The organism is Actinoplanes sp. KI2, assembly GCF_025630775.1.
Lineage (GTDB): Bacteria > Actinomycetota > Actinomycetes > Mycobacteriales > Micromonosporaceae > Actinoplanes.
Map to the genome: position 1 here is coordinate 184,557 of NZ_JAOSZE010000009.1, position 23,820 is coordinate 208,376.

General features: G+C 71.5%; 17 protein-coding genes. 5 read left to right on the top strand and 12 right to left on the bottom strand.

Features of this window, described 5'->3' with window-relative positions:
• Positions 1-22: 22 nt before the first annotated feature.
• The 3 genes from ODJ79_RS11845 to ODJ79_RS11855 form a co-directional block, all read right to left on the bottom strand.
• A complete protein-coding gene (locus ODJ79_RS11845) occupies positions 23-1,009 on the bottom strand; it encodes a TrmB family transcriptional regulator (RefSeq protein ID WP_263023429.1) in 987 nt (328 codons plus the stop codon).
• Between the two features lie 56 nt (positions 1,010-1,065).
• On the bottom strand, positions 1,066-4,770 hold the full coding sequence (locus ODJ79_RS11850) for a S8 family serine peptidase (RefSeq protein WP_263023430.1): 3,705 nt from the start codon (positions 4,768-4,770) through the stop codon (positions 1,066-1,068).
• An 88-nt stretch (positions 4,771-4,858) separates the two neighbouring features.
• Positions 4,859-5,545, bottom strand: coding sequence for a TetR/AcrR family transcriptional regulator (locus tag ODJ79_RS11855; protein ID WP_263023431.1), 687 nt, complete (start codon positions 5,543-5,545; stop codon positions 4,859-4,861).
• A gap of 98 nt (positions 5,546-5,643) precedes the next feature.
• Here ODJ79_RS11855 and ODJ79_RS11860 point away from each other — a divergent pair, with 98 nt between their 5' ends.
• Genes ODJ79_RS11860 through ODJ79_RS11875 form a run of 4 tightly spaced genes read left to right on the top strand, consistent with a single transcriptional unit; the run spans position 5,644 to position 10,850 of the window.
• Positions 5,644-7,233 carry a methylmalonyl-CoA mutase gene (locus ODJ79_RS11860; RefSeq protein ID WP_263023432.1) on the top strand — a complete coding sequence of 530 codons (1,590 nt, stop codon included), beginning with the start codon at positions 5,644-5,646 and terminating at the stop codon, positions 7,231-7,233.
• Positions 7,234-7,253: 20 nt separating this feature from the next.
• On the top strand, positions 7,254-8,819 hold the full coding sequence (locus ODJ79_RS11865; protein ID WP_411267299.1) for an acyl-CoA carboxylase subunit beta: 1,566 nt from the start codon (positions 7,254-7,256) through the stop codon (positions 8,817-8,819).
• A 14-nt stretch (positions 8,820-8,833) separates the two neighbouring features.
• Positions 8,834-9,037, top strand: a complete 204-nt coding sequence (locus ODJ79_RS11870; RefSeq protein WP_263023434.1) for an acyl-CoA carboxylase subunit epsilon — start codon at positions 8,834-8,836, stop codon at positions 9,035-9,037.
• Positions 9,038-9,068: 31 nt separating this feature from the next.
• Positions 9,069-10,850 carry an acetyl/propionyl/methylcrotonyl-CoA carboxylase subunit alpha gene (locus ODJ79_RS11875; protein WP_263023481.1) on the top strand — a complete coding sequence of 594 codons (1,782 nt, stop codon included), beginning with the start codon at positions 9,069-9,071 and terminating at the stop codon, positions 10,848-10,850.
• Between the two features lie 12 nt (positions 10,851-10,862).
• On the opposite strand, the gene ODJ79_RS11880 is transcribed toward ODJ79_RS11875, so the two are convergent.
• From ODJ79_RS11880 to ODJ79_RS11920, 9 genes are all read right to left on the bottom strand, one after another.
• A complete protein-coding gene (locus ODJ79_RS11880) occupies positions 10,863-12,953 on the bottom strand; it encodes a sensor histidine kinase (protein ID WP_263023435.1) in 2,091 nt (696 codons plus the stop codon).
• A gap of 110 nt (positions 12,954-13,063) precedes the next feature.
• Positions 13,064-13,471, bottom strand: coding sequence for a hypothetical protein (locus ODJ79_RS11885; protein ID WP_263023436.1), 408 nt, complete (start codon positions 13,469-13,471; stop codon positions 13,064-13,066).
• Positions 13,471-14,643, bottom strand: a complete 1,173-nt coding sequence (locus ODJ79_RS11890) for an acyl-CoA dehydrogenase family protein (protein WP_263023437.1) — start codon at positions 14,641-14,643, stop codon at positions 13,471-13,473. Before ODJ79_RS11890 ends, ODJ79_RS11885 begins: the two co-directional genes overlap by 1 nt.
• Before the next feature lie 27 nt (positions 14,644-14,670).
• Positions 14,671-16,224 carry a long-chain-fatty-acid--CoA ligase gene (locus ODJ79_RS11895; RefSeq protein ID WP_263023438.1) on the bottom strand — a complete coding sequence of 518 codons (1,554 nt, stop codon included), beginning with the start codon at positions 16,222-16,224 and terminating at the stop codon, positions 14,671-14,673.
• Positions 16,224-16,808 (bottom strand): RBBP9/YdeN family alpha/beta hydrolase, encoded by a 585-nt coding sequence (locus ODJ79_RS11900; protein WP_263023439.1) that lies wholly within the window; start codon positions 16,806-16,808, stop codon positions 16,224-16,226. The genes ODJ79_RS11895 and ODJ79_RS11900 overlap by 1 nt, the downstream gene beginning before the upstream one ends.
• Positions 16,805-18,139 (bottom strand): MFS transporter, encoded by a 1,335-nt coding sequence (locus ODJ79_RS11905; protein ID WP_263023440.1) that lies wholly within the window; start codon positions 18,137-18,139, stop codon positions 16,805-16,807. The genes ODJ79_RS11900 and ODJ79_RS11905 overlap by 4 nt, the downstream gene beginning before the upstream one ends.
• Positions 18,140-18,247: 108 nt before the next feature.
• Positions 18,248-19,300 (bottom strand): 3-keto-5-aminohexanoate cleavage protein, encoded by a 1,053-nt coding sequence (locus ODJ79_RS11910; protein ID WP_263023441.1) that lies wholly within the window; start codon positions 19,298-19,300, stop codon positions 18,248-18,250.
• 31 nt (positions 19,301-19,331) lie between these two features.
• Complete coding sequence (locus ODJ79_RS11915) at positions 19,332-20,234, bottom strand: TauD/TfdA dioxygenase family protein (RefSeq protein ID WP_263023442.1); 903 nt, start codon at positions 20,232-20,234, stop codon at positions 19,332-19,334.
• A 46-nt stretch (positions 20,235-20,280) separates the two neighbouring features.
• Positions 20,281-21,258, bottom strand: a complete 978-nt coding sequence (locus tag ODJ79_RS11920; RefSeq protein WP_263023443.1) for a quinone oxidoreductase family protein — start codon at positions 21,256-21,258, stop codon at positions 20,281-20,283.
• A 316-nt stretch (positions 21,259-21,574) separates the two neighbouring features.
• Here ODJ79_RS11920 and ODJ79_RS11925 point away from each other — a divergent pair, with 316 nt between their 5' ends.
• Entirely contained in the window at positions 21,575-23,803 is a 2,229-nt protein-coding gene (locus tag ODJ79_RS11925; protein WP_263023444.1) for a putative bifunctional diguanylate cyclase/phosphodiesterase, read from the top strand.
• The last annotated feature ends 17 nt before the right edge of the window (positions 23,804-23,820 follow it).

A 23,820-nucleotide genomic window follows, 5' to 3' on the forward strand; every position in this document is an offset into this window, starting at 1 on the left:
CGCCCACGCCATCCCCATACCGTCAGGCCCAGTCGTGGCGGGCGGCGTACCAGCCGAGCTGCATTCGGCTCCGCACGCCGGCCAGGTCCATCAGGCGGCGCAGGCGGCGTTGCAGCGTGCGCATCGAGAGGCCGAGCTGGGTGGCGACGGCCTGATCGGTGAGCCCGGCGAGCAGCAGCGCCAGGATCTTCCGGTCCAGCGCACCCGGGGCGTCCACGGCCAGGCCCCCGGCCTCCTCGCCGGTCGGGTCGCCGAGGGCCGACGCGTCGAGCGGGTGCGCGTGCCGCCACACGATCTCGAAGAGCGCGTCCATCGCGGCCAGCAGCCCGGAGCGGTGCAGCAGCACCGCGCCCGGATCCTCCCCGGGCGTGACCGTCAGCGGAACCAGGGCGAGGTCGTCGTCGGCCAGGATCAGCTTGATCGGCAGCGACTCGGCTACCCGCACCTCGACGCCGAGGCGCAGTGACTGCATGGTTTCGGCGACCACGCCGGGTTCGGCCAGCGCGGACCGGTCGATGGCGACGCGGTAGCGCACGCCCCGGGCGAGCATCTGCGATTCCACCGGGTTGGCGCCCGGTGGCACGGCGGCGAAGGGCCTGGTGACGAAGCTGCGAACCTGGGTGCACGCGGCGTGCTGCACCTGGGCGAACCGGTGCCGGATGCCCTCGACGCCGGTGACCACCTCGATCAGCTCGCTGATGGTGCGGCCGGCCATCGCCTTGCGGTGCTCCTCGGCGAGGGTGACCATGGTCAGCTCGGCGGCGCGCAGCTCCGCTCGCCGCTCGCTGAGCATGGCGCCGAGCGCGACCGCGGGCGGCGCCGCGGCGAAGGCGCCGCCGGGAGCGGGTTGCACGAGACCGTCCCGGACCAAAGAGGACAGCACGTGCTCGATCTCGGGCGTGGGCACCTGCAGGATCTCGCCCAGCTCGGTCAGGCCGGCCCGGACGCGCCCGGCGAGCGCGCGGTAGACCGCCTCGTGTTCCGGGGCCAGTCCCAGCGAACCCAGCATCCGCTGCCGGGGAGCGGACCCCGGGACGTCACCGTCCCGGGGCCCTCCGAGGGGTATCACTTGAGGCCGTACGCCCGGATGATCTCCTGCTTGATGCCGAACCCGGCGTCGGTGGTGCCGGTGGCGCGCACCGAGACGAAGCCGCCGGGCTGCTTCGGCAGCCGGAGCGCACCGTTCCACCAGCCGCCGGCGGCGCGCAGGGTCACCGGTTGCCAGGTGACACCGTCGTCGTAGGACACCTCCAGCGTCACCGCGGTGACGTTGCCCGTGCTGGGCCCGCCGCCGGCCTGCGGGATCGGCTTGACCCGGATCTGCTGGGTGCAGCCGCCCCGCACGTCACCGTGCAGGTCGGTGTCGAGGCGGTACTCCATCTGCAGCAGCGCCATCGGCTCGAACTTGTCCGAGGTGTTGGAGCTGGAGACGAAGTCCCACTCGCTGTGCGTACGGGTGGACAGCCGCCACTGGTCGGCCGGGCGGGAGGCGTCCAGCACCAGGTGGTACGGCAGGGTCCCGGCCGGCACCGACTTCCACTGGATCGACGCACCGTGCTTGTCCTCGTACAGCAGCGCGTCGCCCTGGTACAGCTTCAGGTTGCTCGGCACCGAGCCGTACGGCAGGTAGCCGCCGTGCTCGATGGTGTCCCCCGACGCGCTCCAGGCCTGCACGTTGATCGTCATGTAGTCGCGGTAGCGGCTGTTCTGCACCGCGAACCCCCGGTTGAACGCGGGCCGGACGGCCGGTGCGAACCAGTCGAGGCGGGTGGTTCCCTGGGCGTAGGTGTTGCGGTTGGCCACATCCGTCCAGCCGCCCTGGGCGTGCGCCTCGGACCAGATCTGACCGGGGGTGACCCATTCGGTGCGGGTGGACGGGTGCCATTCCCGTTCGGCGAACCCGATCGCCGGGACGAACGTCACGTCGTACCGCATCCCGCTGCCCTGCATCGCCTGCGTCAGGTTGTAGTAGTGCGCGTCGATCTTGGCGAGGTCGTGGTTGCTCGGATGGTAGGTGAGCGGCCGATCGGGAACCTTCCCCGTGTACGTACGGGCCAGGTCGTAGACGTAGCCGGCGTACGGCACCTGCTCGGTGAGGATCTGCCGCCGGCCGCTCCGGGCGAGGTCGATCAGCCGGGCCCCGGCGTCGCGGTGGACGGTGGCGACCGGGATCGGCGAGGCACCGACCGACTCGTTGAGCACGCCGGCGCCGTCGTTGACGACCAGCAGCAGCTTGGCTCCGGCGGCCGCGGCGGCGGTGGCCCGGCCGGCGCCGCCGATCGCGTCGCTGCGGGTCACGACCACGGCCTTGCCCTTGGCGTCGAGCCCGGCGTAGTCGGCGGCCGTGCCGGTGCCGGCGTAGACCAGAGGCAGGCTCGACCAGCCGGCGGTGAGGGTGCTGCCCGGCTGGACGGTGGCCGCCAGGGGCGGCAGTCCGAGGGCGGCCAGGCTCAGCATCGGCTCACCCTGACGCCACCGGTTGACCAGCGTGAACGACCCCTGGGTGACCTGCTCGGTCGGCGAGACGTAGATGTCGTCGTACTTGACCGGGCTCAGGAACGCGTCCCGGAAGCTGTCGCCGTCGGCGTACGTCACGGTGTAGTCGACCTTGCGCAGTCGATTCTCGCTGCGCTGCGGCGCGACGGTGTCCAGCCGGCGCGCCTTGCTCGCGTCCAGCACCACCGTGGCCGCCCTGCCCTGCAGCACGGTCTCCGGATCGACCAGCACGGCGTAGCCGAGCGAGTCGGCCCGCTCCCCCGGAACCTCCATGAAGGACTCGACGGTGTACGTGCCCGGCGGCATCCGCAGCGTCAGGTCGCCATCGACGGTGTAGTAGTACGGGTCGGCCTCACCGTCCTTCTTGAGCACCACGGTCGAGGTCGCGGGCTTGCCGTCCCGGCCGCGCAGCTTGATGGTCAGGTCGTACCGCTCGGCCTCCTTGAACAGGCCGAGCGAGGTGCGGGTGACCGCGGCGCCGGTGGTGGCGTCGGTGCCGACCAGGGTCGCCGCGAACGAACCGGTGCCGGGTTTGGTGGGGTCCCCGGTGACCGGGACGGTGACCTGGCCGCCGGCGGGGACGGTCACCGAGGAGGCACCCACCGAGAACGGGCCGGAACCGGCGACGGCCAGGTTCAGGGTCGCGTCGGTGCTGCCGGTGTTGGTGAAGGTGACCTGTTTGGTCACCGGCGCGTCGGTGGGCTCGTGCGGCCAGAGGAAGCTGCCGAGGAAGACCGAGCCGGTGGCCCGGACGCCGGTGCGCACGGCGGCGGCGACATCGACGCGGCCGGTGCCGACGTCGTACGGCGTGTATTTGTCGGCCAGGCCCTTGGCGGTGCTCATCAGCGCCTCCTTGAGCTGCGGGCCGGTCCAGTCGGGGTGCCGCTGGGCCAGGATCGCCACCGCCCCGGACACGTGCGGAGTGGCCATCGACGTGCCGCTCATGGTCTGGTAGAAGCCGCTGCCGGTGGGGATCTGCTGCGAACGGGCGGCCGTGATGCTGACGCCGGGTGCGGTGATGTCCGGCTTGAGCGCCCCGCTGTGGATCAGCGGGCCGGTGCTGGAGAACGAGGCCAGCGCGTCCTGCTTGCTGACCGCGCCCACGGTGAGCGCGCCGGCGGCCGCACCGGGCGAGCCGATGCTCTGCGGCCCGTTGTTGCCGGAGGCGATGACGAACAGCGTGCCGTACTGCGCGGACAGGGTGTCCACCGCGACCGACATCGGGTCGGTCCCGTCGGAGAGCGTCGAGTCGCCGAGGCTCATGCTGACGACCTTCGCCCCGGAGGCGGCCGCCCACTGCATGCCGGCCAGCACCCACGAATCCTGGCCGGAGCCGTTGTTGCTGAGGACCTTGCCGACGATGAGGCGCGCGCCCGGCGCGACACCCTTGTACGAGCCGCCGGAGGCGGCGCCCGTGCCCACGATCGTCGAGGCGACGTGGGTGCCGTGGCCGTTGAGGTCGGAGGTGTCCTCGTCCGGCACGAAGCTGACCGTGTCGTCGATCTGGCCGACGAGGTCCGGGTGGGTCTTGTCGACCCCGGTGTCCAGCTCGGCGACCTTGACGCCGTGGCCGTCGTAGCCCGCGGCCCACGCCTCGGGCGCGCCGATCTGCGGCACGCTGTCCTTGAGGCTGGTGGTGACCCGCCCGTCCAGCCAGAGCTTGGCCACCCCGCTGCCGAGCGCGGTGGGGGCAGTACCGGCGCTCGGTGCGATGGTGGTCCAGAACGGGCGGGTCTGCTTCTTGTCCACCGTCAGCGCCGCGGCGCCGAGCCCACGCAGGTCGCGCACCAGCTTCGCGCCGCGCGGCGTGGCCGGTGCGGCCGCGCGTGCCCCGGCCGCCGCATAGCTGCTGATCACCGGCAGGACACCGGTCTTCGCGTCGTCGTAGCCCATCGCGAGGAGGTCGGTCACGTCGAACAGGCGGCGGTCCAGCTTGCCGCTGCTGAGCAACGGCAGCGCCTCGTCCGGCAGGACGAACAGATCGCCGCCGCTGCGCTGGAGGTGGACACCGCCGAGGGCGTTGTCCGGCCGATCCACGTCGACCGTCTGCGGGGCACCGGCGGCGGAGTCGGTCACGGTGACCACGTCGCCGGTGATCAGGGTGATCTTGTGAGTGGAGATGGTCACGGGCGCCGGGGGCGGGGCAGGGGTGGCCGCCGTCGCCGGTGTCGGGATCGCGGCGACGGCGCCGGTGATCAGGCCGGCCGCGGCGACCGCGGCCAGCAGCCGGCGCGGTGTCGCGCCGGGAGCCGGGGGATGCGTGGGGGAAGGCATGCGACCTTTTCTATCGCTCAGGTCGACGCCGGTGAATGGCTGATGGTGGCGAAGTCGCGCCAGGGCAAAACTCCGCCACCCCCACGACTCAGCGCGCGGGCCCCTCCTCGACGAGCCGCCGCAGCGACGGCAGCAGCGCGTCGAGATCGACGGACGTCCGGAACGCGACGACGGTGGTCCCCTGCCCGGCGCCGTCGCGCTCGCCGCCGGGTGCCGGGAAGAGGCGCAGCACCTCGCCCATCGCGTCGTCGACCTCGGTCACCGGATCGGCGGACTCGCCGCGCAGCCACCGGCGCAGGACATGGTTGTGCGCCGCGGCGACGGATGCCGCCATGAGCTCGGCCCGCAGCGACGCCGACTCGGTCGGGTCGCCCATCCAGTCGGCGATGAACTCGCGGAACAGCCGCTGGTAGCGCGCCACGCTGGCGATCTCGCGGTCGCGCAGGGCGGGCACCTTGCTGGTCAGCGCGTACCGCCGGCGCGCGATCTCGCCCTCGTCGAGGTAGTGCAGCAGCACCAGCCGGACCGCGTCCGAGACCGCGATCAGGGCGGTTCGGTGGTTCGAGGTCGCCAGCCGGTCCCGGATCAGCTCGAGCAGCCGGTCGTGGTCCGGGAAGATGACCTCTTCCTTGGACCGGTAGTTCCGGAAGAACGTCGTTCGTCCCACGCCGGCCCGTTCGGCGATGTCGTCGATGGTGGTCTGCTCGTAGCCGCGCTCGTCGAAGAGGGCGAATGCGGCGTCGGCGAGCCGGACGCGCGTGGATGGCTTGCTCATGGGCGCTCATCCTTCCTTGTCGGCGGCGCCGAGGGACCCCTTGCCCGGGCCAATGGTACCAAGTACCGTATTACAGATACTGAGTACCGGAGGTTGGTATGGACGCCGTAGCTAGGACCGAGTCCGGTCTGCCGATCCCGCCGGTGTGCGACAGCCGGGCGCTGGCGGGCTTCGACGCCGACGCCAAGCTGGGCGCGCCGGGGCAGTTCCCGTTCACCCGGGGCGTCTACCCGTCGATGTACACCGGCCGGCCCTGGACGATGCGGCAGTACGCCGGTTTCGGCACCGCCAAGGAGTCCAACGAGCGCTACCACCAGCTGGTCGGCGCGGGAACCGGCGGCCTGAGCGTGGCCTTCGACCTGCCGACGCAGATGGGCTACGACTCCGACGACCCGATCGCGGCGGGCGAGGTCGGCAAGGTCGGCGTCGCGATCGACTCGATCGAGGACATGCGCACGCTGTTCCACGGCCTGCCCCTGGACCAGGTGTCGACCTCGATGACGATCAACGCGCCCGCCGCCCCGCTGCTGCTGCTCTACGAGCTGGTCGCGGCCGAGCAGGGGGTGCCGGGCTCCCGGCTGACCGGCACGATCCAGAACGACGTGCTCAAGGAGTACATCGCCCGCGGGACCTACATCTTCCCGCCACAGCAGTCGTTGCGGCTGATCAGCGACATCTTCGCGTACTGCCACCGGGAGCTGCCGCGCTGGAACACGATCTCCATCTCCGGCTATCACATGGCCGAGGCGGGGGCCACGCCCGCGCAGGAGGTCGCCTTCACCCTGGCCAACGCCAAGGAGTACGTGCGGGCCGCGATCGCGGCCGGCCTGGATGTCGACGACTTCGCGCCGCGGCTGTCGTTCTTCTTCGTCGCGCGTACCACGGTGCTGGAGGAGGTCGCGAAGTTCCGCGCCGCCCGCCGGATCTGGGCGCGGATCATGCGCGACGAGTTCGGCGCCAAGAACCCCAAGTCGCAGATGCTGCGCTTCCACACCCAGACCGCCGGCGTGCAGCTGACCGCCCAGCAGCCCGAGGTCAACCTCGTGCGGGTGGCCCTGCAGGGCCTGGGCGCGGTGCTCGGCGGCACCCAGTCGCTGCACACCAACTCCTACGACGAGGCGATCGCGCTGCCCACCCAGAAGGCCGCCCGCCTCGCCCTGCGCACCCAACAGGTCATCGCCTACGAGACGGACCTGACCCACACCGTGGACCCATTCGCCGGGTCGTACGTCATGGAGTCGATGACCGACGACCTGGAGGCCGCCGCCATGGAGCTCATCCGGGCCGTCGAGGACCGCGGCGGCGCCGTCCGCGCGATCGAGCAGGGCTTCCAGAAGTCCGAGATCGAGAACTCCGCCTACCGCACCGCGCTGCAGATCGACAACGGCGAGCGGACCGTGGTCGGCGTCAACAGGTACGTGCTGGACTCCGAAGAGGTCTACGAGCCGCTGCGCGTCGACCCGAGCATCGAGATCGACCAGCGGGAGCGCCTCGCCGCCCTGCGCGCCGAGCGCGACCACGACGCCGTCGAGCGGGCGCTGGACGCGCTCCGCGACGCCGCCCGCACGGCCTCGGAGAACGTCCTGCCCCCGATGCGCGAGGCGCTGCGCCTGCGCGCCACCGTCGGCGAGGTATCGCACGCCCTGCGCGACGTCTGGGGCGTCTACGTCCCGCACGACACCTTCTGATCACCCTCCGGATGGACACCATGGCCGACATCGACATCACCACCACCGCCGGCAAGCTCGCGGATCTGCGGCGGCGCGCGCAGGAGGCGGCACACGCCGGTTCCGAGCGGGCGGTGGCCAAGCAGCACGCGGCGGGCAAGCTGACCGCGCGCGAGCGCATCGATCTGTTGCTGGACGAGGACTCGTTCGTCCAGCTCGACGAGTTCGCCCGGCATCGCACCACGCACTTCGGCCTGGACGCCAGCCGGCCCTACGGCGACGGCGTCATCACCGGCTACGGCAGCGTCGACGGCCGGCCGGTGGCGGTCTTCTCGCAGGACTTCACCGTGTTCGGCGGCGCGCTGGGCGAGGTGCACGGGCAGAAGATCGCCAAGCTCATGGACTTCGCGCTCAAGACGGGCTGCCCGGTGATCGGGATCAGCGACTCCGGCGGCGCGCGCATCCAGGAGGGTGTGGCCGCGCTCGGCGCGTACGGGGAGATCTTCCGCCGCAACACCCACGCGAGCGGTGTCATCCCGCAGATCTCGCTGATCGTCGGGCCGTGCGCGGGCGGCGCCGTCTACTCCCCGGCCATCACCGACTTCACCGTCATGGTCGAGCAGACCTCGCACATGTTCATCACCGGCCCGGACGTGATCAAGACGGTCACCGGCGAGGACGTCGGCTTCGAGGAGCTCGGCGGCGCGCGCACCCACAACGCGGTCTCCGGCGTGGCCCACCACCTGGCGGGCGACGAGAAGGATGCCGTCGACTACGTCCGCCAGCTGCTGTCGTACCTGCCGTCGAACAACCTCAGCGAGCCGCCCGCCTTCGACGAGGAGGCGGACACCTCGGTCACCGACGACGACCGGGCGCTGGACACCGTGATCCCGGACAGCGCGAACCAGCCGTACGACATGCGCACGGTCATCGAGCACGTGCTGGACGAGGCGGAGTTCCTCGAGACCCAGCCGCTGTTCGCGCCGAACATCGTGACCGGCTTCGGCCGGGTGGAGGGCCGGCCGGTCGGCGTCGTCGCGAACCAGCCGACGCAGTTCGCCGGCTGTCTCGACATCGACGCCAGTGAGAAGGCCGCCCGCTTCGTGCGCACCTGCGATGCCTTCAACATTCCGGTACTCACCTTTGTGGACGTACCCGGCTTCCTTCCCGGCGTCGCCCAGGAGCACAACGGGATCATCCGGCGCGGCGCAAAACTGATCTACGCGTACGCCGAGGCGACCGTGCCGCTGATCACGGTGATCACCCGCAAGGCCTTCGGCGGCGCCTACGACGTGATGGGCTCCAAGCATCTGGGCGCCGACCTCAACCTGGCCTGGCCGACCGCGCAGATCGCCGTCATGGGCGCCCAGGGCGCGGTCAGCGTCCTGCATCGCCGCACCCTCGCCGAGGACGAGTCGCAGCGTGCCCGGCTGATCCGGGAGTACGAGGACACGCTGCTCAACCCGTACGTGGCGGCCGAGCGCGGCTACCTCGACGCGGTGATCATGCCGGCCGACACCCGGCGGCAGATCGTGCTCGGCCTGCGCCGGCTGCGCAGCAAACGGGAGAGCCTGCCCCCGAAGAAGCACGGCAACATCCCCCTCTGATTGTGGAGCCCCCATTGACGATCAAGGTGGTACGAGGTAACCCGAGCGCCGAGGAGCTGGCCGCCGTGCTGGTCCTGCTCTCCGCCACCGCGACCGCGGCCGCGGACCCGGGGCCGCGCCGTCCGCGTACCGGCGCCTGGCACGCTCCCCACCGCCTGCTGCGCCGGCCGCACGCCTACGGCCTGGCCGGCTGGCAATCCTCATCCCTTCCGCACTGAAACCGATCAGAGAGACCGTGAACGCGCCATGCTGACCAAGGTACTTATCGCCAACCGTGGTGAGATCGCCGTCCGGGTGGCCCGGGCCTGCCGGGACGCCGGGATCGCGAGCGTGGCGGTCTACGCCGACCCGGACCGGGACGCCCTGCACGTGCGGGCCGCGGACGAAGCCTTCGCCCTGGGCGGTGACACCCCCGCCGGCAGCTACCTCGACTTCGACAAGATCCTGGGCGCCGCGCGCGCGTCGGGCGCCGACGCGGTGCACCCCGGCTACGGGTTCCTCTCGGAGAACGCCGACTTCGCCCAGGCCGTCCTCGACGCCGGGCTGATCTGGATCGGGCCACCCCCGCAGGCCATCCGCGACCTGGGCGACAAGGTGGCCGCCCGGCACATCGCTCAGCGGGCGGGCGCCCCGCTGGTGGCCGGCACCCCGGACCCGGTGTCCGGCGCGGCCGAGGTCGTCGCGTTCGCCGACGAGCACGGCCTGCCGGTCGCGATCAAGGCTGCCTTCGGCGGCGGCGGCCGGGGCCTCAAGGTCGCCCGCAGCCGGGAGGAGATTCCGGAGCTGTACGAGTCGGCCGTCCGCGAGGCGGTCGCCGCCTTCGGCCGGGGCGAGTGTTTCGTCGAGCGCTACCTCGACAAGCCGCGGCACGTCGAGACCCAGTGCCTCGCCGACCGCCACGGCAACGTGGTCGTCGTCTCCACCCGGGACTGCTCCCTGCAGCGGCGACACCAGAAGCTGGTCGAGGAGGCGCCCGCGCCGTTCCTGTCGCCGGCGCAGGTCGCCGAGCTTTACTCGGCTTCCAAGGCCATCTTGAAGGAGGCCGGCTACGTCGGCGCCGGCACCGTGGAGTTCCTGGTCGGCAGCGACGGCACGATCTCCTTCCTGGAGGTCAACACCCGGCTGCAGGTGGAGCACCCGGTCACCGAGGAGGTCTCCGGGATCGACCTGGTCCGGGAGATGTTCCGGATCGCCGACGGCGAGGAGCTCGGCTACCCCGACCCGCCGCTGCGTGGCCACTCGTTCGAGTTCCGGATCAACGGCGAGGACCCGGGACGCAACTTCCTCCCGGCCCCGGGCACGATCACCAGGTTCGAGGCGCCGGCCGGGCCCGGCGTCCGGGTCGACGCCGGGGTCGAGACCGGCAGCGTGATCGGTCCGGCCTGGGACTCGCTGCTGGCCAAGCTCATCGTCACCGGCGCCACCCGGGAGCAGGCGCTGCAGCGCGCCGCACGGGCGCTGGCGGAGCTGACGGTCGAGGGCATGGCCACCGCGATCCCGTTCCATCGGGCCGTGGTCACCGACCCCGCCTTCGCCCCCGAGCTGTCCGGCTCCGCCGAGCCGTTCGTCGTGCACACCCGGTGGATCGAAACCGAGTTCGTCAACGACATCCCGCCGTACGCCGTGCCCGCGGCCGGTGAGGCGCCGGCCGACCAGCCCCGGGAGACCGTGGTGGTCGAGGTCGGCGGCAAACGGCTGGAGGTCTCCCTCCCCGCCGGCCTGGCAATGTCGACGGCCCGCGGCGGACGCGGCGCCGCCGCCCGGCCGCCGCGCCGGGCGGCGCAGAAGTCCGCGTCGGCCGCCTCCGGGGACGCCCTGACCGCACCGATGCAGGGCACCATCGTCAAGGTCGCCGTCGAGGAGGGCCAGGAGGTCAAGGAGGGCGACCTGGTCGTCGTGCTGGAGGCGATGAAGATGGAGCAGCCGCTCACCGCGCACCGCTCCGGCATCGTCAAGGGGCTCACCGCCGAGATCGGCGCCGCGGTCACCGCCGGGACGACGATCTGCGAGGTGATCTCCTCCCCCGCCTGACGGTTCGCCGGATCAGGCCGGGGCGAGGGCCGGAAGGGCCGCCGCGGGGACGGTGAAGACGAAACAGGTGCCGCCGCCCGGATTGTCGGTCGCGCGGATCGCGCCGTGGTGGCGTTCCACGATCCGTCGGCAGATCGCCAGGCCCAGGCCGGTGCCCTGGTATCCCTCGCCCGGGTGGGCCCGGTGGAAGTTGCCGAAGATGGCGTCGTGCTGACCCTCCGGGATGCCGATGCCGTTGTCGGCGATCCGGATCTCGATCATCGAGCCGTCCCGGTGCCCGGTGATGGTCAGGGTCGGCGTCGTCCCGGCGGCGGTGTACTTGATGGCGTTCCCGATGAGGTTGTCCAGCAGCTGGCGCAGCAGCACCGGGTCGGCCTGCACCGGCGGCAGCTCATCGATGACGAAGCGGGGTTCCGGCCGGCCCGCGGCCACCGCCGCGTCCCGGCGGGCGTCGGCGACATCCGCGACGAGCCCGGCCAGATCCACCGGCATCGGGGAGACGGTGGCCTCGCGGGCGGTCGCATAGGCGAGCAGGCTGTCGATGAGGCCCCGCATCCGGGCGGCGGCCCGGCCCAGCCGGGCCAGGTCGGCCAGCGCCTCGTCCAGGCCCGGCTGGTGCGGCAGGCCCGACAGCGCGTCGATCGCGGCGACCGTCCAGCCGTCGACACTGGCCAGCGGGTTGAGCAGGTCGTGCGCGACGACACCGGCGAAGTTGGTCAGCTCGTCGCGGTGCCGGCGTTCCGCGGTCACGTCGTGCAGCAGGATGACCGCGCTGCACGTGCCGTCCGGGTGGCGCAACGGCGTGGCGGTGACCCGCACGATGCTGCTCTCCGCCCCGCCGTCGCGGCGCACCAGGACGTCCACGTCATGAACGTCCTCGCCGGCGAGAGCATGCAGATAGCAGAACTCGTCGTCGGTGTACCGGGAACCGTCGAGGTGGAAGATCCCGAAGGCCTCATCGGCGTACGGGTGCGTCGCTCCCCCGATCAGCCGGGTGAAGGCCGGGTTGCGCAGGGAGATCCGGCGGTCCGCCTCGATGACGGCGAGGCCGTCGGCCATCGAGTCGATGATGGTGGTGAGCAGCCCGGCGTGCGCGGCGGTACGGGTCTGCTGCACCGCCAGCTCGGCCTTCTCCTCGGCCAGCTCGGCCAGCAGCGCGGCCCGTTCGTCGCGCCCCAGGGACAGGGCGAGCCCGACCACCGCGACCAGGGTGACGAAGAGCTGGAAGATGACGTTCTGGGTTAGCGGGTCCGCGACGTGCGCGAAGGGGCCGGTCCCGCCGAGCGTGTACCGCACGGCGATGCCGGCCACCGCGACGTTGTACAGCGCGACAAGGGGTGAGGCGAGCCGGGCGCCCACCAGCACGCTCCCGCCGAGCAGCGTGAACGACACCGGCAGACGCCCGGCGTATCCGAAGCAGATCAGGTAGGCGCCGGTGGTGCCGGCGATGATCACGACGTATTCGGCGATCCGCCACCGCGACGTGCCGGCCAGCATCCGAGCCTGACACCGGCGCCATTCGGCCACCGAACCGTAGCGGTCGCGGAACGTGGCGAGAGCCGACCCGGCGAACACCCCGACCGAACCCACGACCAGGATGCCGGCCACGTGCCGGGTCAGGTAGAGCGCGAAGTGCGACCAGTGCCAACCACCGTGGACCATCCACTCGCCGGCCACCCCGAGGCCCGCTCCGCAGAGGCTGGCTCCCGCCGCCGCGCCGAGCAGACCCCACAGGTCTCGGGTGCAAAGCAACGGCTCGGTACCGCCGGCGCCCCACAGATTCGGCCTGAGCCAGGACAGCAACCGGCAGAAGACGACGGCCTGCACCACCCCGGCCACTCCGATGGCAAGGATGGCGGCGGCCACCCCGGGAGGCCTGATCACCAGCGTCGTCGCGAGGAGCACCAGCGGGAGCGCGACGGCGTCCGCCCATCGAGCGCGGGCGCGCCACTGGGCGCAGAACCACACCGCGGACACTCCGGCCGCGGGCCACACCAGGCCGATACCGGCCGGCCCGAGCGCAGTCTTCCGCCCCAGCAGCACCGCGGCGCCGTAGAGAAGCGCGAACGATGCGGTCCGGGCGAGAGAGCGCCGGTAGCTCATCGTGACCGAGGCCTCCCCGGAAGCGTCCGACTTACCCCTTATCGGCCGAAACCGACGGAAACTGAGCGGCTCGGCGCGGCCGGACGGCGGCCGTGCCGTCGCCCGAGGGGTCAGCGCCTCCTGACCGGCCCGGTGACCTCGGCGGTGCGGCTCTGCCGGTGGAGCAGGTCGACGAGCCGCCGCCGGGCGCGTGCGTCTCCGGCGTCGGCGGCGGCGCGCCACAGGGGTTCGGCCGCAGCCAGGTCGCCTCGCTGTTCCAGGAGGACGGCGAGGTGGATGCGGGCGAGTGGGTCGCCCGATTCGGCGGCCTCGCGCCAGATCTGCTCGACGTCGCCGGTGCGGCCCAGCCGCTCCAGGAGAGCGGCGAGGCGGAACCGGGCGAACCGGGCGAGCGGCCCGGCGAGGGCGCCGCGCCACAACCGCTCGGCCTCGGCCGGCCGACCGGCCCCTTCGAGCTGGTCGGCCTGCCGGGCAAGGGTCAGCGGGTCGCCGCCCACGGCCAGCGCGGTGCCTGACATCAGGCTCCGCCCCGGGCCAGCAACTGCCGCGCCATCACGATCCGCTGCACCTGGTTCGTGCCCTCGTAGATCTGGGTGATCTTCGCGTCGCGCATCATGCGCTCGGCCGGGAAGTCCTGGGTGTAGCCGTACCCGCCGAGCAGCTGGACCGCGTCCGTGGTCACCCGCATGGCGACGTCCGAGGCGTAGCACTTCGCGGCCGCCCCGAAGAACGGCAGGTCGGGGTCGTTGCGCTCGGACTTGGCCGCGGCCGCGTAGACCAGCTGCCGCGCCGCTTCGAGGGTCATCGCCATGTCCGCGAGCATGAACTGGATGCCCTGGAAGTCGGCGATCTTCTTGCCGAACTGGCTGCGCTCCTGCACGTACTCCAGCGCGCAGTCCAGCGCGCCCTGTGCGATGCCGACCGCCTGCGCTCCGATCGTCACCCGGGTGTGGTCCAGCGTCCGCAGGGCGATCTTCAGCCCCTCGCCGGGCGCGCCGATCATGCGGTCGGCCGGCAGGCGTACGTTGTCGAAGTGCAGTTCCCGGGTCGGTGAGCCCTTGATGCCGAGCTTGCGCTCCTTGGCGCCGAAGGAGAACCCGGGGTCGGACTTCTCCACCACGAACGCGCTGATGTTGGCGCCGCGGCGGCCGTCCGGGTCGGTCACGGCCAGCACGGTGTAGAACTCGGAGAACCCCGCGTTGGTGATCCACGACTTCTGGCCGTTGAGGATCCACTCGTCGCCGGCCGCGGTGGCCCGGGTGGTCATCGAGGCGGTGTCGCTGCCCGCCTCCCGCTCGGACAGGCCGTACGAGAACGCGGCGGTGCCCTGGGCGAGGGGGGTGAGGTAGCGCCGCTTGAGGTCCTCGGAGCCGCCGAGCATCACCGGCAGGCTGCCCAGCTTGTTGCAGCCGGGAATGAGCGACGACGTGGCGCAGACCCGCGCCACCTCCTCGATCACGATGCAGGTGGCGAGGGCGTCCGCGCCCACCCCGCCGTACTCCTCCGGCACGTGCGGCGCGTGGAAGTCGGTCGCGACCAGGGCGTCGTAGGCCTCCTGCGGGAACCGCGCCTGTTGGTCGACCTCCGCCGCGTACGGGGCGATCTTGTCCCGGGCGACCGCGCGGACCGCCTCGCGCAGGGCCTCGTGGTCCTCGGAGATCCGGAACAGGTCGAAGTCAGTGCTGCTCATTGCTGGTCTTTTCCCATCGGTTGGCGGTCACTTGCCGGTCAGCTCGCGCTTGAGGATCTTGCCGGTCGCGGTCATCGGCAGCGCCTCGACGAACTCGACCAGGCGGGGGTACTTGTAGGCGGCCATGTTCTCCCGGCACCACGCGACCAGCTCGTCCTCGGTGACCTCGCCGCTGCGGATGACGTACGCCTTGACCTCCTCGCCGAGGCTGTCGTGCGGCACGCCGACGACCGCCACGAGGGAGACCGCGGGGTGCGTGAGCAGCACCTCCTCGATCTCGCGGGGGTACACGTTGAAGCCGCCCCGGATGACCATGTCCTTGGCCCGGTCGACGATGTAGTAGAAGCCGTCGCCGTCGCGGCGGGCCAGGTCGCCGGTGCGGAACCAGCCGTCGCGCATCACCTCGGCGGTCGCCTCGGGCCGGTTGTAGTAGCCCTTCATGATGTTGTGGCCGCGGATGGCGATCTCGCCGACCTCGTCGGTGCCCTCGATCGTCTTCCAGTCGGGGTCGATCAGCTTCACCTGCACGCCCCAGATCGGCACGCCGATCGAGCCGGCCCGCGGCTCGCGTTCCGGGTCGCTGAAGGTCGCCACCGGCGAGGTCTCGGACAGGCCGTAGCCCTCCAGGATCTGGACCCCGAACCGCTCCTGGAACTGCTTGATGATCTCCACGGGCAGCGACGCGCCGCCGGAGACGGCCACCCGCAGGTTGCGGGCGATCTCCGCGACGTCGACGCTCTCGTCGAGGGCGCCGAGCAGACCCCAGTACATCGTCGGTACGCCGGCGAAGAAGGTGATCTTCTCCCGTTGCAGCAGCCTGACCGCCTCGTCGGCGGCGAACCGGGGTAGCAGCACCAGCGTGGAGGCGACCGCGATCCCGGCGTTCATCTGCAACGTCGAGCCGAACGAGTGGAACAGCGGCAGCGTGATCAGGTGCCGCTCGTGCCGGCCGGCCGCCGAGTCGAACAGCCGGTTGCAGGTGACCGCGTTGAGCACCAGGTTGGCGTGCGACAGCTCGGCGCCCTTCGGCTGCCCGGTCGTGCCGCTGGTGTAGAGGATGACGGCCGTGTCGGTCTCGCTGGTGCTCACCGCGTCGAAGGCGCCGGAACGCCCGGCGAGCTCCCGCCCGAGGGTCGGCGCGCCGGCGATCGGCGAGTCGGCCGCCGGGTCGGCGGTGATCAGGAAGAAGTGCTCGCACCCCGGGGTCTGCTCGAAGCCGGCGAAGCCCTCGGTGCCCATCGGCAGGTCGGCGGTGCCCTCGAAGCAGAGGTACGCCGTGGCCTGCGAGTCGGCCAGGTGGTACGCGATCTCGCGACGCTTGAGCAGCACGTTCAGCGGCACCACCACCGCGCCGGCCTTGAGGATGCCGTAGTACGCGATCGGGAAGTACGGCAGGTTCGGGCAGGACAGGGCGACCCGGTCCCCCGGCCGCACGCCCCGGCTGACCAGCAGGTCGGCGACCTGACCGGCGGCCGTGTCGAGCGCGGCGTAGGAGAGCCTGGTGTCGCCGAGCACGACCGCGTCACGGGTCGGGTGCCGGCGGGCGCTGTCCTCCAGCAGGGTGGCGAGGTTCAGGGCCATCAGGGTGCCTCCGGTGGATCGAGTTGCTTGATGAGGGTTGCGGCGCCGGGCCAGTAGCCGTACCCGGACGCGGGGTTGAGATGGCCCACCGCGCCGAGGTCGTGGTGCCTGCTGCCCCAATCGTCGGCGAGGGCCCGGACCTGTGCCGAATCGCCGAGCGAGTCGTTGGTGCTGGCGGCGACGATGCTGGGGAACGGCAGCGGCTGCCGTGGAATCGGAAGCCAGCCGAGATCGGCCAGAGTGGACAGGGACGGGTACTCCGGGGGAAGTTCCGCCGCCAGCACCGGCGGCGTGACCAGCAGCGCGCCCTGGACGCGGGCGGCGTCGCCGGGCCGGCGGGCGGCCCAGTGCACGGTGATGATCACGCCGGCGCTGTGCGCGACGATCAGCACCGGTCCGCCGGCCGCCTCGATCGTGTCCTGGAGGGCCGCCACCCGCTCGTCGAGGCTGGGGTTCTGCCGTCCCAACGGCGGGACGGGCCGGACGTTCGGCAGGTCGGCGGCGAGATGGGTCTGCCAGTGATCGGGCACTTCTCCCCGGAGCCCGGGCACGGTGACGATCACCGTGCCCGGGCGGGGGGTCACTCGGCTCCTCCGGCGGCGGCGTCGGCCGCCGCGGCGGTCTCGAGCCGCTGAATGCTGGACGGGTAGGCACGCCGCCCGATCAGCAGGAGCACCACGGCGACGACGGCGACCAGCGGGACGTACTTCATCGCGGTGACCAGGCCGTACCGGTCGGCGAGGGCGCCGGTGACGATCGGGCCGGCGGCCAGGCCGAGCACGTTGTTGAAGAAGGTCAGCGTGCCGAACGCGGTGGCCCGGATGGACTCGTGGGTGAGCCGGGCGACCATGGCACCGGTGGGTCCGGTCGTGCCGGCCGCGAAGAAGCAGCCGAGCGCGAGCAGCAGCTTCTGCCCACCGCCCGGGTGCATCGCGAAGGCGGCGCCGAGGAAGAGCACCGTCAGGGCGGCGAAGACGATGGCGATGGTCCACTTGCTGATCGGCCGGTTCCGCCCGATCCGGTCGGTGATCATGCCGCAGACGACCATGCCGGCGCCCATGATGAGGATGAACAGCGCGGCCACCTTGGCGGCCTGGCCGGCCGGCAGATGGTAGGCCCGGTTGAAGTAGCTGGGCAGCCAGGCGAACAGCGAGCCGGCGATGAACAGCTGGAGGCCGCCGCCGAGGTACGCGAGCACCACCGCGGGGGTGGAGAACAGGGTCCGCAGCTTGGCGCGCTGCTGCCCGGCGGCGAGCACCGGCCCGGTTTCCGCACCGTCTTCGATCTTGTGGGTGGCCAGTTTGCGCTCGCTGATCAGCGCCCAGTAGAGGCCGGCGAGCACGAGGCCGAAGATGCCCATGATGCCGAAGGCCCAGCGCCAGCCGAAGTGGGTCGCGAACACGCCGCCGAGCGCGACGCCCAGCACCGACCCGAACGAGCCGGCGGCCATGAACGCGCCGGTGAGCGAGGCCCGCCGCCGCGCGGAGAAGACCGCGAGGACGACCGCGAGACCGACGCTGCCGTACGCTGCCTCGCCGACCCCGATGAGCAGGCGGGCGCCGAGCAGCTGGCCGTAGTTGGCGGCCAGCGCGCAGCCGATCGTGGCGAGGCTCCACACCGCCGCCATCACGACGATGGCCCGGACCCGGCCCCAGCGGTCGCCGACCAGCGACAGCGGCACCGCCAGGATGCCGACGGTGAGGGCGACGACGCTGGTCAGGCTGCCCAGCTCGGTGTCGGTGAGGCCCCATTCCTGCTTCAGGAACGGAAAGACCGCCGACAGGACCTGCCGGGACATGTAGTCCGACAGCAGCAACCCGAAGGTGAGCGCGAAGACGACCCACGGAAAGACCCGGGAGATACGGGCTAACGGTGAAGCCGGCGACTCGGCGCCCGCGCTGACTTGTATGGCCATGATTGCTCCAAGAATGAGCCGGGGGTTAGGGGTATATCGATTACCAGAGGGGTGCGGGCGTGGGGCGCGGCGAACCGCACCCCACGCGAACGGTCAGAGATTGAATGCTCAGGAGTGGAAGGTGAAGCCGACCTGGCCGGGCTTGCGGTTCGGCGCGTAGCCCAGCTTGGCGAGGGCCTCGTCGGCGCTGTTCCAGTACTCGCCGATCTTGTAGATGTCGCGGGCTTCCTTGCCGTCGGCGACCTTGCGGCCGAGCTCGCCGGCGATGCGGACCAGCTGCTCGACCTGCTGGACGGACTTCATCTTCTCGCCCTTGGCGTACCAGAGGTTGTCCTCGTTGCCGCAGCGGGTGTGCAGACCCATCGCGACGGCCATGGTGTTGATCGGCAGCACCGCGCGCATGACCGATTCCATGGTCAGGCTCGCCCCGTCCGGCACCCGCCGGATGAAGTCCATCATGGTGTACGGGTTCGGGCCGTCGAAGCCGCCACCGATCGCGACCCAGCTGATGTTCAGCGGTCCGGTGTAGACGCCGCGGCGGACCAGACGCTCGACGGTCTCCAGCTGCGCGCTGTGTGCCAGCTGGAAGTGCGGCTGGATGCCGGCCGCACGCAGCCGCTTGAGGTGCTCCTCGACCCAGGCCGGCTCGGCCGGGACGATCATGTTGCGGTACGCCTCGTACAGCGCGGGCCGCTCGATGGAGGTGCCGGCGATGTCGTCGGCGGTCATCAGGTCGACGATGTTGAACTGGTTGGTGTTGATGGCGATGGTGACCTGGTCGGGCGCCGGGTCCAGGGTGGTCAGCAGGTGCCGGGCCTCGTCCTCCAGCCACTTGGCCGCTTCACCCTCGTTCTCCGGGGCGAAGGAGATCGAGCCGCCGATCTGCAGGATCATGTCCGGCACGGCCTCGCGCAGCCGGCCGAGCATCTCGTTGAACATCGACAGCCGCTTCGAGCCCTTGCCGTTCAGCTCGCGGACGTGGATGTGCAGCACGGTGGCGCCGGCGTTGTAGCAGTCGACCGCGGTCTGGATCTGCTCGTCCATGGTGACCGGGATGTCTTCGGGGAAGTCGCCAGGCTCCCATTCCGGCGCGTACGGAGCGGCGGTGATGACCAGCTTCTCCTGGGTCTCGGGCCACAGCGAGTCGTCGTGGAAGTACATGGGGGTTACTCCTGTCCGGGGTGGGAGGGGATCAGAACGTCTTGTCGCCGATGACCCCGGCGCGCTCCATCTTGCGCACGGCGGGCCAGTAGTCCTGCACTGCGTAGTGCTGGGTGCTGCGGTTGTCCCAGATCGCGAAGCTGTTCGGCGTCCACCGCCAGCGCACCTGGTACTCCGGCACGGCGGCCTGGCGGATCAGGTAGTTGAGCAGCTCGCTCGCGCCCGGCGTGTAGTCGAAGCCGAACCGGACCCGCTCCGGCGTGTGGTAGTTGGTGAAGTGCGTGGCGAACGCGTTGACGAACAGCACCTTCTCGCCGGTCTCCGGGTGCGTGCGCACCACCGGGTGCTCCGCGTCCGGGAACCGCTCGTGCAGCGCGAGCCGCTGTTCGATCGGCATGTTCGCGCCGAAGCTCGCCTCGATGCTGTGCCGCGCCCGCAGGCCCTCGATCCGGGCCTTCATCTGTTCGGGCAGCCGCCGGTACGCCTCGGCCATGTTCACCCAGATCGTGTCGCCGCCGACCGCGGGACCCTCGACCATCCGCAGCACGCAGCCCAGCGGCGGGGCCTCCCGCCAGGTCGCGTCGCAGTGGTACGCGTTCTCGTAGTGCTCCGCCGGGCTGTCCAGGTCCTTGTAGATGCGCACCAGGCCGGGGTGGTCGGGGTCGCTGCCGGCCACCGGGTGGTCTTCGAGGGGCCCGAACCGCTCCGCGAGGGCCACGTGCTCGGCCCGGCTGATCGGCTGGTCCCGGACGAACAGCACCTTGTACCGCAGCAGCAGCGACCGCAGCTCGCCGAACAGCTCGTCGCTGCGCGAGACCTCGGCCAGGTCGATGCCGCGCAGCTCGGCGCCGATGTGCACCGTCATCGGGTGCACCTCGAACGGGCTCTCGGGCGTCGCCACCGGCTCGACGGCTGCGGCGATGGTGTCCTGCATGGTTGCCTCCCAGGGGAATTCGGAAGTCAGTCGAGGGTGAAGAGCGTCAGTCGAGGGTGAAGACGGAGGAGCCGATGCTGCGGCCGGACTCCAGGTCCTGGTGGGCGGCGACCGCGTCGGCCAGCGCGTACCGCTGGTTGATCTGGATCTTGATCCGCCCGGCCGCGACGTGGTCGAACAGCTCGCCGGCGAGCTCGGCCCGCTCGGCGGGGTCGGCGATGTAGTCGGCCAGCGCCGGGCGGGTGACGAACACCGAGCCGTGGATCGCCAGCTGCATCGCGTCGATCGGCGGGATCGGGCCGGACGAGGTGCCGAAGCAGACCAGCAGCCCGCGGCGCCGCACCGACTTGAGCGACTGGTGGAAGGTCGTGGCGCCGATGCTGTCGTAGACCACTGGCACCCCGGCCCCGCCGGTCAGCTCCCGGACCCGGGCCGGCACGTCCTGCTGCTTGTAGAGGATGGTGTGCGCGCAGCCGTGCGCCCGGGCCACCGCCGCCTTCTCCTCGGTGGAGACCGTGCCGATCACGTTGATGCCGAGCAGGCTCGCCCACTGGGTGAAGATGAGCCCGACCCCGCCGGCCGCGGCGTGCAGCAGCACGGTGTCGCCGGCGTTCAGCGTGGCGATCCGGCGCAGCAGGTAGGCGCTGGTCAGGCCGCGCATGGTCATGGCGGCGGCGGTCTCGAAGTCGATGGCGTCCGGCAGCTTGATCAGCGAGGCCGCGGGCATCACCCGTTCGGTGCTGTAGGCGCCGAGCGGGCTGCCGGTGTAGGTCACCCGGTCGCCCGGGGCGAACCCGGTGACGCCGGGTCCGACCGCCTCGACCACGCCGGCCGCCTCGACGCCCATCCCGGCCGGCAGGGCCGCGGGGTACAGGCCGCTGCGGAAGTAGGTGTCGGCGAAGTTGAGTCCGACCGCGTGGTGCCGCACCCGGACCTCGCCCGTCCCCGGGTCGCCGACCTCGACCGGCTCCCAGGTCATGACCTCCGGGCCGCCGGTACGGTAAAAGCGGATGGCCTTCGCCACGAACTGCCCCCTCACGAAGCGGCGGGAGTACCCGCCGTTGCTCTTTGCTCGGCTGGCCCTATCGACCGCCAGGGCCTGTGATGGGGGCAACAATAGGCGTGATAAGGGCCATATCCTTTACCTACCGGGACAAATTTCTTATCTTTCCGGGACAGTGCGGAGAGATTTAGGGCACAACGTCCGGTACGCCCCTTCCGGGCGGACGACCGCTGACCCGGCTGTGCCGGCCGGATCGTGCGCCCGGACGTGGCGCCGGCGACCCCTTTCGGCCGGCGCAAAGCCTGAATTCGGCGGCCGTACGACCGATAGCACCCACGTGAAGTGGGAGCGGTCGTGGTGGTGGCTGGTGCTGGCGGCGGGGGTCGCCGTCATCGGCGGCTACTTCCTTCTCCCCGGCGGCGGCCTGGCGCAGGCCGTGACCTACAACGTGGTCGGATTCGGCTGCGGGGCGCTGATCCTCGTGGGCGTGCGGCTGCACCGGCCGGCTCGGCCGGCGGTGTGGTACTGCTTCGCGGCCGGCCAACTCATGTCGGCCGCCGGCGACCTGATCTGGGACATCTACGTGTACGTGCTCCACCAGGAGCCGTTTCCCTCGATCGCGGATGTGTTCTACCTCGGCTGCTATCCGCTGCTGGCGGCCGGCTTCCTCCTGATGGCACGCGAGCTGCGGGACCGCGACCCGCGTGCGGTGCTCGACGCGGCCATCGTGGCGACCGGCTTCAGCCTGGTGTTCTGGGTCTTCGTGCTGCATCCCGCGGCCGCGGCCCAGGCGGACACGACGCTCGAACGCATCATCAACACCGCCTATCCGGCCACCGACGCCATGCTGCTGGCCATCCTGACCGGCCTGTTCATCGCCGCCGGCACCCGCAACGCCAGCACCCGGATGCTCGGCGTGGCCGCCCTGGCGCTCCTGGTCGCCGACATCGGCTACTCCGTGCTGACCGACTACCTGACCTACACCGAAGGCAACCCGCTGGACGCGGTGTGGATGCTGTCGTACGTCCTGTGGGCCTGCGCGGCGCTGCACCCGTCGATGGCGAAGAGCGGCAAGGCCACCTCGCGCGTCCACCGGACCGGGCTCGGCGGCGGACGTCAGGTGCTGCTCACCGCGAGCTCCCTGCTGGCGCCGGCCATCCTGTTCGCGCCCGGCGTCGCCACCCGCCGCGGGGACTGGATGGTCGTGGCCGCCGGCGCGGTGGTGCTGTTCCTGCTCGTGTCCTACCGGATGTCCGGTTTCGTGAAACAGGTGCAGAAGCAGGCCGACCGGCTGGCGGACCTCTCCCTGCGCGACGAGCTGACCGGCATGGGCAACCGCCGGCAGTTCCAGGCGGCGCTGGTCCCCGCTCTCGCCGACGGCCGCTCGTGTGTCGCCCTGCTCGACCTGACCGGCTTCAAGAAGGTCAACGACCAGTTCGGTCACCACGTCGGCGACCAGCTCCTGGTCGAGGTCGCCGCGAGGTTGACGGCGGCGGCCGGCGCGACGGCCACCGTGGCCCGGCTGGGTGGGGACGAGTTCGCCTTCCTGATACCGGGCGGGACCCCGGAGGTCGCCCTCGGCGTCGCCGAGCGCGTCGTCCAGCTGCTCGCCCAGCCGATCCAGGTGGCCGGTCAGGACCTGGTGATCGGGGCGAACATCGGCCTGGTGGACACCGAGCGGCTCACCGACCCGCTCGAGGTGCTGCGCCGGGCCGATGTCGCGATGTACGCGGCCAAGGGACTCGGCGAGCCGCACACCTGGTATCTCCCCGAGCTCGACCGGCGCGCCGGCGAGGAGGCGCGGATCAGCGCGGACCTGCGCACCGCACTCGAGGCCGGCCAGCTGCACCTGGTCTATCAGCCGATCGTCGAGCTGCCGACGGGCCGCACGGTCGGGGTCGAGGCGCTCGTGCGCTGGCGTCACCCCGAGCGCGGCATGGTTTCGCCCGCCGAGTTCATCCCGGTCGCCGAGAGCAACGGCACGATCGTCGAGATGGGCGCCTGGATCCTGCGCGAGGCGTGCCACCAGACGGCGCGCTGGCGCGCCGAGCACGGTGCGGCCGCGCCGCAGCGGGTGAGCGTCAACGTCTCCGCCCGGCAACTGACCCGTCCCGGCCTGGTGGAGACGGTGGCGTCGGCGCTGGCCGACAGCGGACTGCCTGCCTCGTGCCTCACGGTCGAGGTGACCGAGACCGCCGTCTTCGAAAGCGAACGCGCGCTCGAGATGCTGCACCGGCTGCACGAGATGGGTGTGCGGATCGCCCTGGACGACTTCGGCACCGGACACTCGTCGCTCACGCTGCTGCAGACGGTGCCGGCGCACGCCCTCAAGGTCGACAAGTCCTTCGTCGACGAGGTCACCTCCGGCGGCCGCCGGGCGGTCATCGCGGCCACGCTCATCCAGGTCGCCGAGGCGCTCGACATGAACGCCGTCGCGGAGGGCGTCGAGACCGCCGAGCAGGCGGCCGAGCTGTACCGGCTCGGCTACCGGCTGGCGCAGGGCTACCACTTCGGACGCCCCACGGAGCAGCCGTTCGCACTCGGTCAGGCGCAGGCCGCCGCGTAGCCGTCGGCCGCACGCCG